Below are 14,588 nucleotides of genomic sequence, written 5' to 3' on the forward strand. Positions count from 1 at the left end.
GTCATGATGACCAAAGCGCTCGATTTTACAACCGGTTACGATTCACGACGCCCGCCGATGATGGGCCACAACGCCGTTGCCACCTCGCAGCCGCTGGCGGCACAGGCGGGAATGAAGATGCTACAGCTGGGCGGAAACGCCGTTGATGCGGCGGTTGCCACCGCCATGGCGCTGACCGTTGTCGAGCCGACCGGCAACGGCATCGGCAGCGATGCTTTTGCGATTGTCTGGGACGGTGAAAAACTTCACGGCCTGAATGCGTCCGGTCGTTCGCCGGCCAGCTGGCATGCGGATCTGTTTGTCGGAAAAACCGCCGTACCGGAAATCGGCTGGGACGCGGTAACCGTACCGGGGGCGGTATCGGGCTGGGTAGCGCTGGCTGAACGTTTTGGCACATTGCCGCTCACCACCCTGGCGCAGCCGGCCATTGAGTATGCGCGTAACGGTTTTCCCGTCTCCCCGCTCATCGGGCATCTGTGGCAGCGCGGTTACAACAAGCTGAAAGATCAGCCGGGCTTTAGCGCCTGCTTCGCGCCGGAAGGCCGCGCGCCGCGCGTGGGCGAGATCTTCCGTAATCCGGCGCAGGCGAACACGCTGGAGCTGATCGCCAAAACCAACGGCGACGCGTTTTACCGTGGCGAACTGGCGCAGAAAATTGCCGCCTTTGCCAAAGCACACGGTGCACACCTGACGGCTGAAGATCTGGCAAACCATCGCGTGGACTGGGTGGAACTGCTGTCGCGCGACTTCGCGGGCGGGTCGGTGCAGGAGTTGCCGCCAAACGGTCAGGGGATCGCCACCCTGATTGCGCTCGGCATTCTGGAGCAGTGCGGCATCGAGAAACATCACCCGGACTCCGTGCAGGGGCTGCACCTCTCCATTGAGGCAATGAAGCTGGCGCTGGCTGATCTCGATCGCTACGTTGCGGATGAAGAGCATATGGAGTTCGCCGCCAAAGCGCTGCTGAGCGACCATTATCTGAAGTCGCGCGCCGCGCTTATCGACCACGATAAAGCCTCTGATTTCGTGTACGGATCGCCGACGCAGAGCGGCACGGTCTATATCAGTACCGCGGACGCCAGCGGGCTGATGGTTTCGTTTATTCAGTCCAACTTTATGGGCTTCGGTTCAGGCATTGTGGTGCCGGATACGGGTATCAGCCTGCAAAACCGCGGCTGCGGCTTTGTGCTCGATCCCAAACACCCGAACGCGCTGGCGGGCAGCAAGCGTCCTTTCCACACCATCATCCCGGGTTTTGCGATGGACGGTAACGGCAAGCCGCTGATGTCCTTCGGCGTGATGGGTGGCCCGATGCAGGCGCAGGGGCACATGCAGATGGCGTTGCGCATTATGCTGCACGGGCAAAACCCGCAGGCGGCGATTGATGCCCCGCGCTGGCGCGTGGTGCAGGGAAGGGAAGTGATTGTTGAATCGACCTTCGATCGCAATACCATCGCGGCGCTGCGCGAGCGCGGACACCAGATCGTGGTGGAAGATCCGCTCCAGGATTACAATTTTGGCGGCGCGCAGGTGATTTACCGTATGCCGGAAGGGCACTACGTGGCTGCGACGGAGAGCCGCAAAGACGGGCAGGCGTTGGTGAGCTGATTTGTAGGCCGGGTAAGGCGCAGCCGCCACCCGGCTTTTATTCAGCCAATGCTAAACGGATCCGCATCCTGCCACGCCGGAAACTTCTCCCGATACTCCCTTAACGCCGTTAACGAAATCTCAGCATCAATTCGTGTCGCCTGATGCGGCTCGGCGGTGGCAATAATCTCGCCCTGTGGACTGATCACCCGGCTGTCACCGCGATAGTGATGCCCGTTGCCGTCCGTTCCTACGCGGTTACAGCCAACGACGTACGCCTGGTTTTCAATCGCGCGCGCTGTCAGTAGAGCCTGCCAGTGCAGGGAGCGTGGGGCGGGCCAGTTGGCGACATACAGCGCCAGATCGTAATCGTTGCGGTTGCGTGACCACACCGGGAAGCGCAGGTCATAGCAGACCAGCGGCAGAATACGCCAGCCGCGCCATTCAAATACCACGCGTTCGTTGCCGGCTTCATAATGCTGATGTTCATCCGCCATGCGGAACAGGTGGCGCTTATCGTAGAAGTGGACGTTCCCTTCCGGCTCGACGAGCAGGAAGCGGTTAACCGCTCCGCGCCCGGTCTGGAGCGCGACGCTTCCGGCAATCAGCGCGTTGGTATCCTGCGCCCTGGCGTGCATCCAGGACACCACCTCGTCCTGCGGCATAGACTGTGTTGCCGCCTCCATCGCGAAACCTGTGGTGAACATCTCCGGCAGAACAATCACGTCGCGTCCGGTTATCTCTTCCAGCTGGCGATCAAAATGGCGAAGGTTGGCGGGGCCGTCCATCCACACTAAAGGTTGCTGCAAAACAGAAATCTTTAAACCAGGCACGATACAGGCTCCTAAAAAAATACCTTTTGACACTGTAGCACGTCATTACGAGAAAATGTGGCAATAAAAAACCCCGCACGGGGCGGGGTTTGTGGGAGCGGGATGCCTTATGCCGCTTCAGGTTTGCGGTGCTTCTCCGGCAGCTTTACCGGCTGCGTCGCCAGCTCTTCTGGTTCGAAATCATCCACATTAATACTGCGCAGACGGCTCTCTTCGGCTTTCACCAGAAGCGCGGCTTCGCTGTTGTCGATGATGCCACCCGCCAGCGCCTGTTTTGCAAGCTCGTCCAGTCGTGTAAACGGCAGGTTTTTGCCCAGCTGTTTACAGATTTTCTGATGAATCGGGTCGGCGGCCATGACGTCCAGCAGCGCCTCTTCCAGCAAACCTACCGGGTTATGCGGGGTAGGCGCCAGGTATTGACCGCGGCCGATACGGGAACGGGTTGCGCTCGGTACCTGGAGGATCTTCGCCACTTTGTGATCCAGCTTGTCGGACGGCGCCAGATAATGACGTCCGGTCGGGAAGATCGCCACGCGCAGGGCGCCGGCCACAAAGCGGTTCGGGAAGTTTGCCAGCAGATCGTCAATCGCCTGTTCGGCCTGATACAGCGCATCCTGTACGCCCCAGTGCACCAGCGGCAGATCCGCTTCCTGACGGCCTTCATCGTCGTAGCGTTTCAGCACCGCAGAGGCCAGGAAAATCTGGCTCAGCACATCACCCAGACGGGCGGAGATGCGCTCGCGACGCTTCAGGCTTCCGCCCAGAACGGCCATGGAGACGTCAGACAGCAGCGCCAGGTTAGCGCTCAGACGGTTCAGGTGCTGGTAGTAACGTTTGGTTGCATCGCGGGTCGGCGTCGCGCTGGTCAGCCCGCGCGTCAGGCCGAGCCAGAAGCTGCGAACTTCATTGCTGCCGACGTGACCGATATGTTTGAACAGCAGTTTGTCGAAGGCATCCACGTCGTTATTCTGCGCGGCGGCCATCTCTTCCAGCACGTAAGGATGGCAGCGGATCGCCCCCTGGCCGAAGATCATCATGCTGCGGGTCAGGATGTTTGCCCCTTCCACGGTGATGGCAATCGGTGCGCCCTGATAACCGCGCGCCAGGAAGTTGCCTTCGCCCAGCATAATGCCTTTACCACCAGCGATATCCATTGCATCAATAATTGACTGCTGTGCGCGGTGGGTACAGTGGTACTTCACAATCGCCGACAGCACGGCAGGTTTTTCGCCCAGCATAATGCCGTAAGTAATCAGCGAGGCTGCGGCGTCCATGACGTAAGCGTTGCCCGCGATACGCGCCAGCGGCTCTTCGATGCCTTCCATCTTGCCGATAGAAATTTTGAACTGGCGGCGGATATGAGCGTACGCGCCAATCCCCATCGCCACGGACTTCAGACCGCCTGTCGAGTTCGACGGCAGGGTAATGCCGCGGCCCACAGACAGACATTCCACCAGCATACGCCAGCCCTGGCCGGCCATTTTCGGACCACCGATGATGTAATCAATCGGGACAAAGATATCCTGACCGCGGGTTGGGCCGTTCTGGAACGGCACGTTCAGCGGGAAGTGACGACGACCAATTTCCACGCCCGGCGTTGAGGTTGGGATCAGCGCACAGGTAATGCCCAGGTCTTCTTCGCCGCCCAGCAGTTTTTCCGGGTCGGAGAGCTTAAAGGCCAGGCCCAGCACGGTGGCGATAGGCGCCAGGGTGATATAGCGTTTGTTCCAGGTCAGGCGCATGCCCAGCACCTGCTGGCCCTGCCATTCGCCCATGCAGACCACGCCGGTATCCGGGATTGCGCCAGCATCAGAACCGGCTTCCGGGCTGGTCAGCGCGAAGCACGGGATTTCCTGACCGCGCGCCAGACGCGGCAGGTAGTGATCTTTCTGCTCTTCCGTACCGTAATGCTGCAACAGCTCACCCGGGCCTAAGGAGTTTGGTACGCCAACGGTGATCGCCAGGATCCCGGAAACGCCCGCCAGCTTTTGCAGGACGCGAGCCTGAGCGTAAGCGGAGAACTCCAGGCCGCCGTACTCTTTTTTGATGATCATCGCGAAGAAGCGATGCTCTTTCAGGTACGCCCACAGCTCCGGCGGCAGGTCGGCCATTTCATGGGTGATCGCAAAGTCATTGGCCATGCGGCACGCTTCTTCCACCGGGCCATCAATAAAGGCCTGTTCTTCGGCGGTCAGACGCGGCTGCGGATAGTTGTGCAGCTTTTTCCAGTCCGGGTTGCCCTGAAACAGATCGCCTTCCCACCAGGTGGTGCCGGCATCAATCGCTTCTTTCTCCGTACGCGACATCGGCGGCATCACTTTACGGAAGCCCTTAAACACCGGCGCGGAGATCATCGACTTACGCATCGGCGTCAGGTTGAACGGCAGCAATATAATTGCCAGCGGGACGAGGACCCAGATATTCCACAGGCCAGCGACGCCAAGTGCAGCCGTCCAGGCCAGAAGAATCAGGCTGCTCAGGAATAAACTGACGCGGTGATAGAACAACACGCCGAGCAGAACAACGGTTGCGAGAATGCTCAAAATCATCATAAAGAAAAGCTCCCTTGCTTGTAGGAGGTCTGACCACTTGTGATGATATGGTTGTAGTTGATGTCATTTCCTTTAGCAATGTGTTTACAAAATAATTACAACCTGGTTCACATTGTTCGCGTTTTAGCCGGCACAAAAAATCAAAACGCCGGACGATTCGCATGGCTTTAGCTTCTCGCTTTTAGCGCTATCCGGTACACTCCACTGTGTTATTTCATCAATACTGAAGGATTATCCTCATGTACCAGGATCTTATTCGTAACGAACTGAACGAAGCGGCGGAAACGCTGGCGAACTTTCTGAAAGATGATGCCAATATTCACGCTATTCAGCGCGCGGCGGTCTTGCTGGCCGACAGCTTCAAAGCCGGTGGCAAAGTGCTTTCGTGCGGTAACGGCGGCTCCCACTGCGACGCCATGCACTTTGCTGAAGAGCTGACCGGACGCTATCGCGAAAACCGTCCGGGCTACCCGGCGATTGCGATTTCCGACGTCAGCCACATCTCCTGCGTAGGCAATGACTTCGGTTACGACCACATCTTCTCCCGCTACGTTGAAGCGGTAGGCCGCGAAGGCGACGTGCTGCTGGGGATCTCCACGTCCGGTAACTCCGCTAACGTGATCAAAGCGATTGACGCGGCGCGTGAGAAAGGCATGAAGGTGATCACCCTGACCGGGAAAGATGGCGGTAAGATGGACGGTACGGCGGACGTTGAAATCCGTGTTCCACACTTCGGTTATGCCGACCGCATTCAGGAAATTCACATCAAAGTGATCCACATCCTGATTCAGTTAATCGAAAAAGAGATGGTTAAGTAAGGCTTCGCTGGGGGGCGCCGGTGCCCCCTGCTGTTGTGGAGGTAATCTATGTGCGAACTGCTCGGGATGAGCGCCAATGTGCCAACCGATATCTGCTTTAGCTTCACCGGGCTAGTTCAGCGCGGTGGAGGAACCGGGCCGCATAAAGACGGCTGGGGCATTACCTTCTACGAAGGCAAAGGATGTCGCACGTTCAAAGACCCACAGCCCAGCTTTAACTCACCGATTGCCAAACTGGTGCAGGACTATCCCATTAAATCCTGTTCGGTGATCGCGCATATTCGTCAGGCCAACCGCGGTGAAGTGACGCTGGAAAATACCCATCCGTTTACCCGTGAACTGTGGGGCCGGAACTGGACCTACGCGCACAACGGCCAGCTTACGGGCTATAAATCGCTGGAAACCGGGAATTTTCGACCGGTTGGCGAAACCGACAGTGAAAAAGCGTTTTGCTGGCTGCTGCACAAGCTGACCGAGCGCTACCCGCGCACGCCCGGCAACATGGCCGCCGTTTTTAAATACATTGCGTCGCTGGCGTCGGAATTACGCGAGAAGGGCGTTTTCAATATGCTGCTGTCAGACGGGCGTTACGTGATGGCGTTTTGCTCCACGAATCTTTTCTGGATCACGCGCCGCGCGCCGTTTGGCGTCGCCACGTTGCTCGATCAGGATGTGGAAATTGATTTTCAGAAGGAGACCACACCGAACGATGTGGTCACCGTCATTGCAACGCAGCCGCTGACGGGCAACGAAACCTGGCAAAAGATCATGCCAGGCGAGTGGGTGCTATTTTGCCTCGGGGACCGCGTAGTTTGACGCAAGCTGCGGCTGAACCACTTCGTGGCTGAGCGGTTTACTCACCACGTAACGGCCATTGACGATGGATACCACCGGCGGCTTATGGGTCTGCTCGAAGTAGTCATAGCCCGGTTTTAGCTGTTTCCAGAAATCCGTGTACACAGAGTACTTATGGCGTGCCATGTTGGCATCCGTCATACGGAACGGATAAATGCTGACCTGAACATTCGGCTGACCAAAGACCAGAGCGCCGGTGACAAACTGGAAAATCTCATCAATGCCGGAATCCGTCATCGCATAACAGCCGACAGACACGCAGGCGCCGTGGATCATCAGGTATTTACCCTCGTAACCGTGAGCGCGGTCGAAGGCGTTGGGGAAACCGATGTTAATCGCTTTATAGAAGCGGCTGTCCGGTTTTAGCTGATTACGCTGAACGTTATAAAACCCTTCCGGACTTTTAAAGTCGCCCTGACGCTGTTTTGGCCCCAGTCCGCCAGAGTAGTTACAAATTTTGTAGCTATCGAGCAGCTGATACGTCTCGCCCATTTTGACAAACAGATCGAGTGTGCGCTCTTCCTTGAAGATTTGAATATAAACCGGGGATCCCATCAACTGCTGTTTATATTCTTTGCTGACCGGCGTCGTTGAACTGTTACTGCTGAGCAGCCCGGCAAACGACATGCACGGTATCAGAAGCATCGCAATGAACAATGCGATTTTACGCATACTACTGGTTCCTTGATAAAACTATGACCAACTTGCCAGAACGGCAAAAGACACCCGAAATCAGACTAATCTGGACAGGAGCGCTCACATTAGCACCGATGGAGATTTTCGCAAGAGCCAACCTTTGCGTTTACAAATTAGTTTTACTTTATAACCCATTCAAATTGCCGTGACTCCAGGAACTTTGCGCAATAGCTCGCATTTCAGCGCGCCAGACGGCGGATTTGCTGCCCTTGCAGGGGCGGGAAATGGTACACTCCGGCCACTCTGGATTGTTGTTCATGGATACCTGCTAACCACATGTTTAGAATCAGAAAAGGACTCGATCTGCCAATCTCTGGCGTGCCTGAACAGCACGTAACAACCGGCGCCAGTATTCACCATGTCGCTCTTGTGGGTGATGATTACGTGGGCATGCGTCCTGCGATGCTGGTACAGGAAGGCGATCGCGTAATAAAAGGACAGGCGCTTTTCGAGGATAAAAAAAATCCTGGCGTTATGTTTACAGCCCCTGCCAGCGGCACCGTCGTGGCCATCCATCGTGGTGAGCGTCGCGTCCTGCAATCGGTCGTTATTCAAATTGAAGGTGACGAAAAACGCGAGTTTGCGCGTTTTGACGCCGCCGATCTCGCTACCCTCAGCCACGACGCGGTGCAGACGCAACTGCTGGAGTCCGGTCTGTGGACGGCGCTTCGCACGCGTCCCTATAGCAAAACGCCCGTGCCAGGCACCGTACCCGCCGCTATCTTCGTCACGGCCATCGACACCAACCCGCTCAGCGCGGATCCGCAGCCTATTATCCTGGCCGAACGAAAAGCTTTCGATGCCGGTCTCACCGTGTTAACGCGCCTGACGCCGGGCAAAGTGCATGTCTGCCAGGCCAGCGGCGGCAAGCTGGGCGGGCATCCGCAGGGGCAGGTCGCTTTTAATGAATTTGCCGGCCCGCACCCGGCCGGGCTGGTGGGAACGCATATTCACTTCCTGGAGCCGGTGAGCCTGACGAAACAGGTCTGGCATCTCAATTACCAGGACGTTATTGCTATCGGTAAGCTGTTCACCACGGGTGAGCTGTGCGCGGAACGCATCATTGCCATCGGTGGCCCTCAGGCAACCCAGCCGCGTCTGGTTCGTACGCTGCTTGGATCAGATTTAACTGCGCTGCTGGCTGGCGAAACGAAAGAGGGCGAAAACCGCATTATTTCCGGTTCGGTGCTAAGCGGCAGGCACGCGACAGGCCCGAAGGCCTGGCTGGGCCGCTTCCATCTTCAGGTGAGCGTAGTGCTTGAAGGGCGCGAGAAAGAGCTGTTCGGCTGGGTGCTGCCTGGCGCGGAAAAATTCTCCGTGACCCGCACCACGCTGGGTCACTTCCTGCGTCATAAGCTGTTTAACTTCTCCACCAGCACGAACGGCGGCGAGCGCGCCATGGTCCCGATTGGCAACTACGAACGCGTTATGCCGCTGGATATTCTGCCTACCGTGCTGCTGCGCGATCTCCTGGCCGGCGATACCGACGGTGCCCAGGCGCTGGGCTGCCTGGAGCTGGACGAAGAAGATCTGGCGCTGTGTACCTATGTGTGTCCAGGTAAATACGAATACGGACCCGTATTGCGCGAGGTGTTAACCCGCATTGAGCAGGAAGGATAACCATGGGCTTAAAACACCTCTTCGAAAAAATTGAGCCGCATTTTACCGAGGGTAAGCTGAAGAAGTACTACCCGCTGTATGAAGCGACAACGACCATTTTCTATACCCCTGGGCTGGTGACGAAAGGCGCGGCGCACGTTCGCGACGCCATCGACCTCAAGCGAATGATGATTCTGGTCTGGTTTGCGGTCTTTCCGGCGATGTTCTGGGGGATGTATAACGTTGGATTGCAGACGATCCCGGCGCTGCACCATATGTACGATGCAGAGCAGCTGGCGCAGGTGATTCAGTCTGACTGGCACTACCGTCTGGCGCAGTCTCTTGGCGTAAGCTTTGCGGCAGATGCCGGCTGGGTCAGCATGATGACCCTGGGCGCCGTCTTCTTCCTGCCGATCTATATGACCGTCTTTATCGTGGGCGGTTTCTGGGAAGTGCTGTTCGCCATAATCCGCAAGCATGAGATCAACGAAGGTTTCTTTGTTACCTCTATTCTGTTTGCGCTGATTGTTCCGCCCACGCTACCGCTCTGGCAGGCGGCGATGGGGATCAGCTTTGGCGTGGTCATTGCCAAGGAGATCTTCGGCGGGACCGGACGTAACTTCCTCAACCCGGCGCTGGCGGGGCGCGCGTTCCTGTTCTTTGCCTACCCGGCGCAAATCTCTGGCGACCTGGTGTGGACGGCTGCGGACGGATTCTCGGGCGCTACGCCACTTTCACAGTGGGCGGCAGGCGGCGGCGAAACGCTGGTCAATAATGCCACCGGCCAGCCTGTCACCTGGTTAGATGCGTTTCTTGGCAATATTCCAGGTTCTATCGGTGAAGTGTCTACCCTGATGATCGTGATAGGCGGGGCCATCATCCTCTTTGGCCGCGTGGCCTCCTGGCGCATTGTCGCAGGCGTCATGCTCGGGATGGTACTCACCGCCACGCTGTTCAATTTCATTGGTTCAGACACTAACCCAATGTTCTCCATGCCGTGGTACTGGCACCTCGTGCTGGGAGGCTTTGCGTTTGGCATGATGTTCATGGCCACCGATCCCGTCTCGGCTTCGTTTACCGACAGTGGGAAATGGTGTTACGGCGCGCTCATTGGGGTGATGTGCGTACTGATTCGCGTGGTCAACCCGGCCTATCCGGAAGGGATGATGTTGGCCATTCTGTTTGCCAATCTGTTTGCGCCGCTGTTTGACTACCTGGTCGTGCGCGCCAACATTAAGCGGAGGAAGGCGCGTGGCTGAAATCAAAAATAACGACAGCATCAGCAAAACGCTGCTGGTGGTGCTGGTACTGTGCCTGGTCTGCTCCATTGTCGTGGCGGGCTCTGCCGTAGGGTTAAAGCCGCTCCAGCAGGAACAGCGCGCGCTGGATAAACAGCGCAACATCCTGGCCGTTGCCGGGCTGATGCAGGAAGGCATGACGAAGGATGACGTCGCGGCCGTGTTTGCAGAACGCATTACCGCCCGGCTGGTGGATTTAAAAACCGGCGAACTGATGGATAAAGACCCGGCGAAATATAACCAGGCGCTGGCGTTAAAGGATCCGCAGATGAGCACCGTGCTTGACGCCTCGCAGGATCCGGCTGGCATCAAGCGCCGCAGCAATGTCGCGGAGATTTACCTCGTCCGTGACGAGCAAAAGCGCATACAGGAAATCGTGTTGCCCATCTACGGCAACGGCTTGTGGTCAATGATGTACGCCTTTGTGGCACTGGATACGGATGGCCGCACGGTCAAAGGCATTACTTATTACGATCAGGGCGAAACGCCGGGGCTGGGGGGCGAAGTTGAGAATCCTAACTGGCGCGCACAGTTTGTCGGTAAAAAAGTGCTCGACGACAACGGCCAGCCTGCGCTCAAGGTGGTGAAAGGGGGCGCACGTCCCGGCGATGAGTTCGCCGTTGACGGTCTTTCCGGCGCCACGCTCACCTCTAACGGGGTGCAGCACAGCTTTGATTTCTGGATGGGTGAACTGGGCTTTGGTCCCTTCCTGAAGAACGTACGTGAAGGAGCGCTGAACAATGGCTGATACGGGTGAACTGAAAGAAGTTAAAAAGGTGCTGATTGGCCCACTGTTAGCCAATAACCCGATAACGCTTCAGGTGCTGGGCGTGTGCTCGGCTCTGGCGGTGACCACCAAGCTGGAAACGGCGGTGGTGATGACGCTGGCGGTAACGCTGGTGACGGCGTTCTCCAGCATGTTTATCTCAATGATTCGCCACCATATTCCCAATAGCGTGAGGATCATCGTCCAGATGGCGATCATTGCCTCGCTGGTGATTGTGGTCGATCAGCTCCTGCGCGCCTTTGCTTATGAAACCTCGAAGCAGCTTTCGGTGTTTGTCGGCCTGATTATCACCAACTGCATCGTGATGGGGCGTGCTGAAGCCTATGCGATGAAAATGCCGCCGCTGGCAAGCTTTATGGACGGTATCGGCAACGGGCTGGGTTACGGCGTGATCCTGCTGACGGTCGGTTTCCTGCGCGAGCTTATTGGCAGCGGCAAGCTGTTTGGCATTCCGGTGCTGGATACGGTACAGAACGGCGGCTGGTATCTGCCGAACGGCCTGTTCCTGCTGGCCCCAAGCGCATTTTTCATTATCGGTTTGCTGATCTGGCTGATTCGTACGCTGAAGCCTGAACAGCAGGAAAAGGAGTAACCGACAATGGCTCATTACCTGAGTTTATTTGTGCGCGCGGTGTTTGTTGAAAACATGGCGCTCGCGTTCTTCCTGGGCATGTGTACGTTCCTTGCCGTTTCTAAAAAGGTCTCGACGGCATTTGGCCTGGGCGTGGCGGTCACCGTTGTGCTGGGGCTTTCCGTTCCGATTAACAACCTGGTGTTCAACTTCGTGCTGCGCGATGGCGCGCTGGTGGAGGGCGTTGATCTCAGCTTCCTGAACTTCATCACCTTTATCGGAGTGATTGCGGCGCTGGTGCAAATCCTCGAGATGATCCTCGATAAGTATTTCCCGTCGCTGTACAACGCGCTGGGGATCTTCCTGCCGCTGATCGCCGTGAACTGCGCCATTTTTGGCGGTGTTTCATTTATGGTTCAGCGCGATTACAACTTCAGTGAATCGGTTGTGTATGGCTTCGGCTCCGGTATCGGCTGGATGCTGGCGATTGTCACCATGGCGGGGATCCGTGAAAAAATGAAATATGCCAACGTGCCTGCGGGGCTTCGTGGCTTAGGGATCACCTTTATCACCACCGGCCTGATGGCGCTGGGCTTTATGTCCTTCTCCGGTGTGCAGCTATAAGGGCTAACAGATGGAAATTATTCTTGGCGTGGTGATGTTCACGCTGATAGTACTGGTGCTGTCAGGGCTGATTCTGGCGGCGCGCGCAAAGCTGGTTAATTCCGGGGATGTGATCATTGATATCAATGACGATCCGCAGAACCAGATCCGCACTCCGGCAGGGGACAAGCTGCTTAATACGCTCTCCGGGAACGGGATTTTTGTCTCGTCAGCCTGCGGTGGAGGCGGCTCATGCGGGCAGTGCCGCGTGACGGTGAAAGAGGGTGGCGGCGATATTCTGCCAACGGAACTGTCGCATATCACGAAGCGTGAAGCGAAAGAGGGCTGCCGTCTGGCGTGTCAGGTCGCGGTGCGCCAGAACATGAAGATTGAGCTGCCGGAGGAGATCTTCGGCGTGAAAAAATGGGAGTGCGAAGTTATCTCAAACGATAACAAAGCCACGTTCATTAAAGAGCTCAAGCTGCGCGTTCCCGAAGGGGAGAGCGTCCCGTTCCGTGCGGGTGGTTATATCCAGATTGAGTGTCCGGCACACACCGTAGCGTACGCTGACTTCGACGTGCCGGATGAGTACCGGGCCGACTGGGATAAATTTAATCTCTTCCGCTTTGTTTCCGAGGTAAAAGAGCCCGCGCTGCGCGCCTATTCCATGGCTAACTATCCGGAAGAGAAGGGGATCATTATGCTCAACGTGCGTATCGCCACGCCGCCGCCGAATGTGCCCGATGCCCCGCCGGGCGTGATGTCGTCGTATATCTGGTCCCTCAAGCCTGGCGATAAGGTGACGATTTCCGGTCCGTTTGGGGAGTTTTTCGCTAAAGATACTGATGCGGAAATGGTCTTTATCGGCGGTGGCGCGGGTATGGCGCCGATGCGTTCGCATATCTTTGACCAGCTCAAGCGTCTCGGCAGCAAGCGTAAAATCAGCTTCTGGTACGGTGCGCGCTCGCTGCGCGAAATGTTCTACGACGATGAGTTTGAACAGCTGGCGCGTGATAACCCTAACTTTACCTTCCACGTGGCGCTATCCGATCCGCAGCCGGAAGATAACTGGACAGGCTACACGGGCTTCATCCACAACGTGCTGTATGAAAACTACCTCAAACAGCATCCGGCACCGGAAGACTGCGAGTTCTATATGTGTGGTCCGCCAATGATGAACGCCGCCGTGATTAAGATGCTCAAAGATCTGGGCGTGGAAGATGAGAACATCATGCTCGATGATTTCGGAGGCTGATTATGTTGACCTTTCTGGCGACCTTTGCAGTGTTTGTGCTGGTGATATTCGGGATGTCTTTAGGCTGGATCATCAAGCGTAAAAGCATTCAGGGCAGCTGTGGAGGCATCTCTTCCATCGGAATAGAGAAAGTTTGCGACTGTCCGGAACCGTGCGATGCGCGGAAAAAACGAATGGCCCGGGACCAGCAGAGGATCATTTAGAAAAAGGCCGCTTCGTGCGGCCTTTATCATTTATTCTGCCCAGCTTTTGGCTTTAGCTGGTGAGTCTACAAGAACCCCTTCGGCACCCAGTGTTTTCGCCTTCTGGTAATCCTCTTCAGAGTTAACGCCGATAAAAATCAGATGGGCATTGCCCTGAGAGCGGAAGCAGTCAACGGCCTCTTTGTCCCACGTTAATGTTGCAGGAGAGACGCCTTCGCCTAAAGTGAATTTCTCGACCACCTCTACTTTTCGGTTTAACTCAAGCCCATACCAGTAATCGTCCATTTTTTGGGAAGGCGGCAGGCATTCGTGGCTCAATGACACCGTGGCCAGTCGTGTACGGGTTTCGCTGCGCGTGACAAAGCGGGGGATTTCGACAGGCAATGCTGCCATATAGCGATCTTCGGTTGAATAAACGCGAACACGATTCAGGCTGTTGGTCTCTTTCAGTACGTTAAGCAGCGCGTTGCCCATTGTCGCCGGATCGGCGTCCGGAGATTTGATATCAATAAAAAACCGCGTGTCTGGCCAGGCCGTCAGTACCGACTTCAGCGTAGGTACTGACGTATTCAGCATGTTTTTCGCCAGGCCCTTATCTTTCCATTCTACGCTGGCATCCGCCTTTGCCAGTTCTTCAGCGGTAAACTGTGATACTTTTCCCTGCAAGCGGGTTAACGCTTTCAGGTCAGCCGGTCGATACAGAACCGGCACGCCATCCCGACTAAGCTGCACGGTTATCCAGACGATATCGGCTTTATTTTCGAGCGCGAGCTTAATTGCAGGCAGGGTGTTTTCAGGGGCATCCGCCGTACCCCCCCGGTGAGCAACGATCTCGGGATGAGCCGATGCCGCACTCGCCAGAAACAGTAACGACACCGAAAGTATTTTCCTCATCAATGATAACCCTCTATGTATTTTCTTTAAATATATG

At 56.5% G+C, this 14,588-nt stretch carries 14 protein-coding genes; 10 read left to right on the plus strand and 4 right to left on the minus strand.

Annotated features, from left to right (window positions below; all coding sequences use genetic code 11):
- Positions 1 to 6: 6 nt before the first annotated feature.
- Entirely contained in the window at positions 7 to 1,608 is a 1,602-nt protein-coding gene (locus DBR02_RS15170) for a gamma-glutamyltransferase family protein (protein WP_107534760.1), read from the plus strand.
- A gap of 41 nt (positions 1,609 to 1,649) precedes the next feature.
- Here the strand turns inward: DBR02_RS15170 and DBR02_RS15175 are convergent, their stop codons facing one another.
- A complete protein-coding gene (locus DBR02_RS15175) occupies positions 1,650 to 2,420 on the minus strand; it encodes an amidohydrolase (protein WP_063869208.1) in 771 nt (256 codons plus the stop codon).
- A 107-nt stretch (positions 2,421 to 2,527) separates the two neighbouring features.
- Positions 2,528 to 4,972: an acyl-CoA dehydrogenase FadE gene (gene fadE / locus DBR02_RS15180; RefSeq protein WP_107534761.1), complete on the minus strand. Its 2,445-nt coding sequence runs from the start codon at positions 4,970 to 4,972 to the stop codon at positions 2,528 to 2,530.
- A 239-nt stretch (positions 4,973 to 5,211) separates the two neighbouring features.
- Here fadE and lpcA point away from each other — a divergent pair, with 239 nt between their 5' ends.
- Positions 5,212 to 5,790: a D-sedoheptulose 7-phosphate isomerase gene (gene lpcA, locus DBR02_RS15185; RefSeq protein WP_063869169.1), complete on the plus strand. Its 579-nt coding sequence runs from the start codon at positions 5,212 to 5,214 to the stop codon at positions 5,788 to 5,790.
- 48 nt (positions 5,791 to 5,838) lie between these two features.
- Entirely contained in the window at positions 5,839 to 6,606 is a 768-nt protein-coding gene (locus DBR02_RS15190) for a class II glutamine amidotransferase (protein ID WP_107534762.1), read from the plus strand.
- On the opposite strand, the gene dpaA is transcribed toward DBR02_RS15190, so the two are convergent.
- Entirely contained in the window at positions 6,577 to 7,317 is a 741-nt protein-coding gene (dpaA, locus tag DBR02_RS15195; protein ID WP_063869167.1) for a peptidoglycan meso-diaminopimelic acid protein amidase, read from the minus strand. The genes DBR02_RS15190 and dpaA overlap by 30 nt on opposite strands.
- A 300-nt stretch (positions 7,318 to 7,617) precedes the next feature.
- Here dpaA and DBR02_RS15200 point away from each other — a divergent pair, with 300 nt between their 5' ends.
- From DBR02_RS15200 to nqrM, 7 genes are read left to right on the plus strand one after another with little or no spacing between them, the layout of a single operon-like run.
- Positions 7,618 to 8,961 carry a Na(+)-translocating NADH-quinone reductase subunit A gene (locus DBR02_RS15200; RefSeq protein ID WP_107534763.1) on the plus strand — a complete coding sequence of 448 codons (1,344 nt, stop codon included), beginning with the start codon at positions 7,618 to 7,620 and terminating at the stop codon, positions 8,959 to 8,961.
- A gap of 2 nt (positions 8,962 to 8,963) precedes the next feature.
- A complete protein-coding gene (locus DBR02_RS15205) occupies positions 8,964 to 10,199 on the plus strand; it encodes an NADH:ubiquinone reductase (Na(+)-transporting) subunit B (protein ID WP_107534764.1) in 1,236 nt (411 codons plus the stop codon).
- A complete protein-coding gene (locus DBR02_RS15210; RefSeq protein WP_063869161.1) occupies positions 10,192 to 10,986 on the plus strand; it encodes a Na(+)-translocating NADH-quinone reductase subunit C in 795 nt (264 codons plus the stop codon). Before DBR02_RS15205 ends, DBR02_RS15210 begins: the two co-directional genes overlap by 8 nt.
- Complete coding sequence (locus DBR02_RS15215; RefSeq protein ID WP_003863219.1) at positions 10,979 to 11,617, plus strand: NADH:ubiquinone reductase (Na(+)-transporting) subunit D; 639 nt, start codon at positions 10,979 to 10,981, stop codon at positions 11,615 to 11,617. The genes DBR02_RS15210 and DBR02_RS15215 overlap by 8 nt, the downstream gene beginning before the upstream one ends.
- A gap of 6 nt (positions 11,618 to 11,623) precedes the next feature.
- The gene (gene nqrE, locus DBR02_RS15220) at positions 11,624 to 12,220 is read left to right on the plus strand and encodes an NADH:ubiquinone reductase (Na(+)-transporting) subunit E (RefSeq protein ID WP_003863217.1); all 597 of its coding nucleotides are present in this window, start codon (positions 11,624 to 11,626) and stop codon (positions 12,218 to 12,220) included.
- 10 nt (positions 12,221 to 12,230) lie between these two features.
- On the plus strand, positions 12,231 to 13,454 hold the full coding sequence (nqrF, locus tag DBR02_RS15225; protein ID WP_063869159.1) for an NADH:ubiquinone reductase (Na(+)-transporting) subunit F: 1,224 nt from the start codon (positions 12,231 to 12,233) through the stop codon (positions 13,452 to 13,454).
- A gap of 2 nt (positions 13,455 to 13,456) precedes the next feature.
- Positions 13,457 to 13,657 carry a (Na+)-NQR maturation NqrM gene (gene nqrM / locus DBR02_RS15230; RefSeq protein WP_107534765.1) on the plus strand — a complete coding sequence of 67 codons (201 nt, stop codon included), beginning with the start codon at positions 13,457 to 13,459 and terminating at the stop codon, positions 13,655 to 13,657.
- Between the two features lie 30 nt (positions 13,658 to 13,687).
- On the opposite strand, the gene DBR02_RS15235 is transcribed toward nqrM, so the two are convergent.
- Positions 13,688 to 14,551: a glycerophosphodiester phosphodiesterase family protein gene (locus tag DBR02_RS15235; RefSeq protein WP_107534766.1), complete on the minus strand. Its 864-nt coding sequence runs from the start codon at positions 14,549 to 14,551 to the stop codon at positions 13,688 to 13,690.
- Positions 14,552 to 14,588 lie beyond the last annotated feature (37 nt).

This window comes from Enterobacter cloacae complex sp. (assembly GCF_900322725.1).
In the GTDB taxonomy this organism is placed as follows: domain Bacteria; phylum Pseudomonadota; class Gammaproteobacteria; order Enterobacterales; family Enterobacteriaceae; genus Enterobacter; species Enterobacter quasihormaechei.

Excerpts from the sequence above, each read along its gene's own strand:
- DBR02_RS15170 (WP_107534760.1), top strand. The coding sequence starts at position 7 with ATGACCAAAGCGCTCGATTTTACAACCGGTTACGATTCACGACGCCCG.
- fadE (WP_107534761.1), bottom strand. The coding sequence starts at position 4,972 with ATGATGATTTTGAGCATTCTCGCAACCGTTGTTCTGCTCGGCGTGTTG.
- lpcA (WP_063869169.1), top strand. The coding sequence starts at position 5,212 with ATGTACCAGGATCTTATTCGTAACGAACTGAACGAAGCGGCGGAAACG.
- DBR02_RS15190 (WP_107534762.1), top strand. The coding sequence starts at position 5,839 with ATGTGCGAACTGCTCGGGATGAGCGCCAATGTGCCAACCGATATCTGC.
- dpaA (WP_063869167.1), bottom strand. The coding sequence starts at position 7,317 with ATGCGTAAAATCGCATTGTTCATTGCGATGCTTCTGATACCGTGCATG.
- DBR02_RS15200 (WP_107534763.1), top strand. The coding sequence starts at position 7,618 with ATGTTTAGAATCAGAAAAGGACTCGATCTGCCAATCTCTGGCGTGCCT.
- DBR02_RS15205 (WP_107534764.1), top strand. The coding sequence starts at position 8,964 with ATGGGCTTAAAACACCTCTTCGAAAAAATTGAGCCGCATTTTACCGAG.
- DBR02_RS15215 (WP_003863219.1), top strand. The coding sequence starts at position 10,979 with ATGGCTGATACGGGTGAACTGAAAGAAGTTAAAAAGGTGCTGATTGGC.
- nqrE (WP_003863217.1), top strand. The coding sequence starts at position 11,624 with ATGGCTCATTACCTGAGTTTATTTGTGCGCGCGGTGTTTGTTGAAAAC.
- nqrF (WP_063869159.1), top strand. The coding sequence starts at position 12,231 with ATGGAAATTATTCTTGGCGTGGTGATGTTCACGCTGATAGTACTGGTG.
- nqrM (WP_107534765.1), top strand. The coding sequence starts at position 13,457 with ATGTTGACCTTTCTGGCGACCTTTGCAGTGTTTGTGCTGGTGATATTC.
- DBR02_RS15235 (WP_107534766.1), bottom strand. The coding sequence starts at position 14,551 with ATGAGGAAAATACTTTCGGTGTCGTTACTGTTTCTGGCGAGTGCGGCA.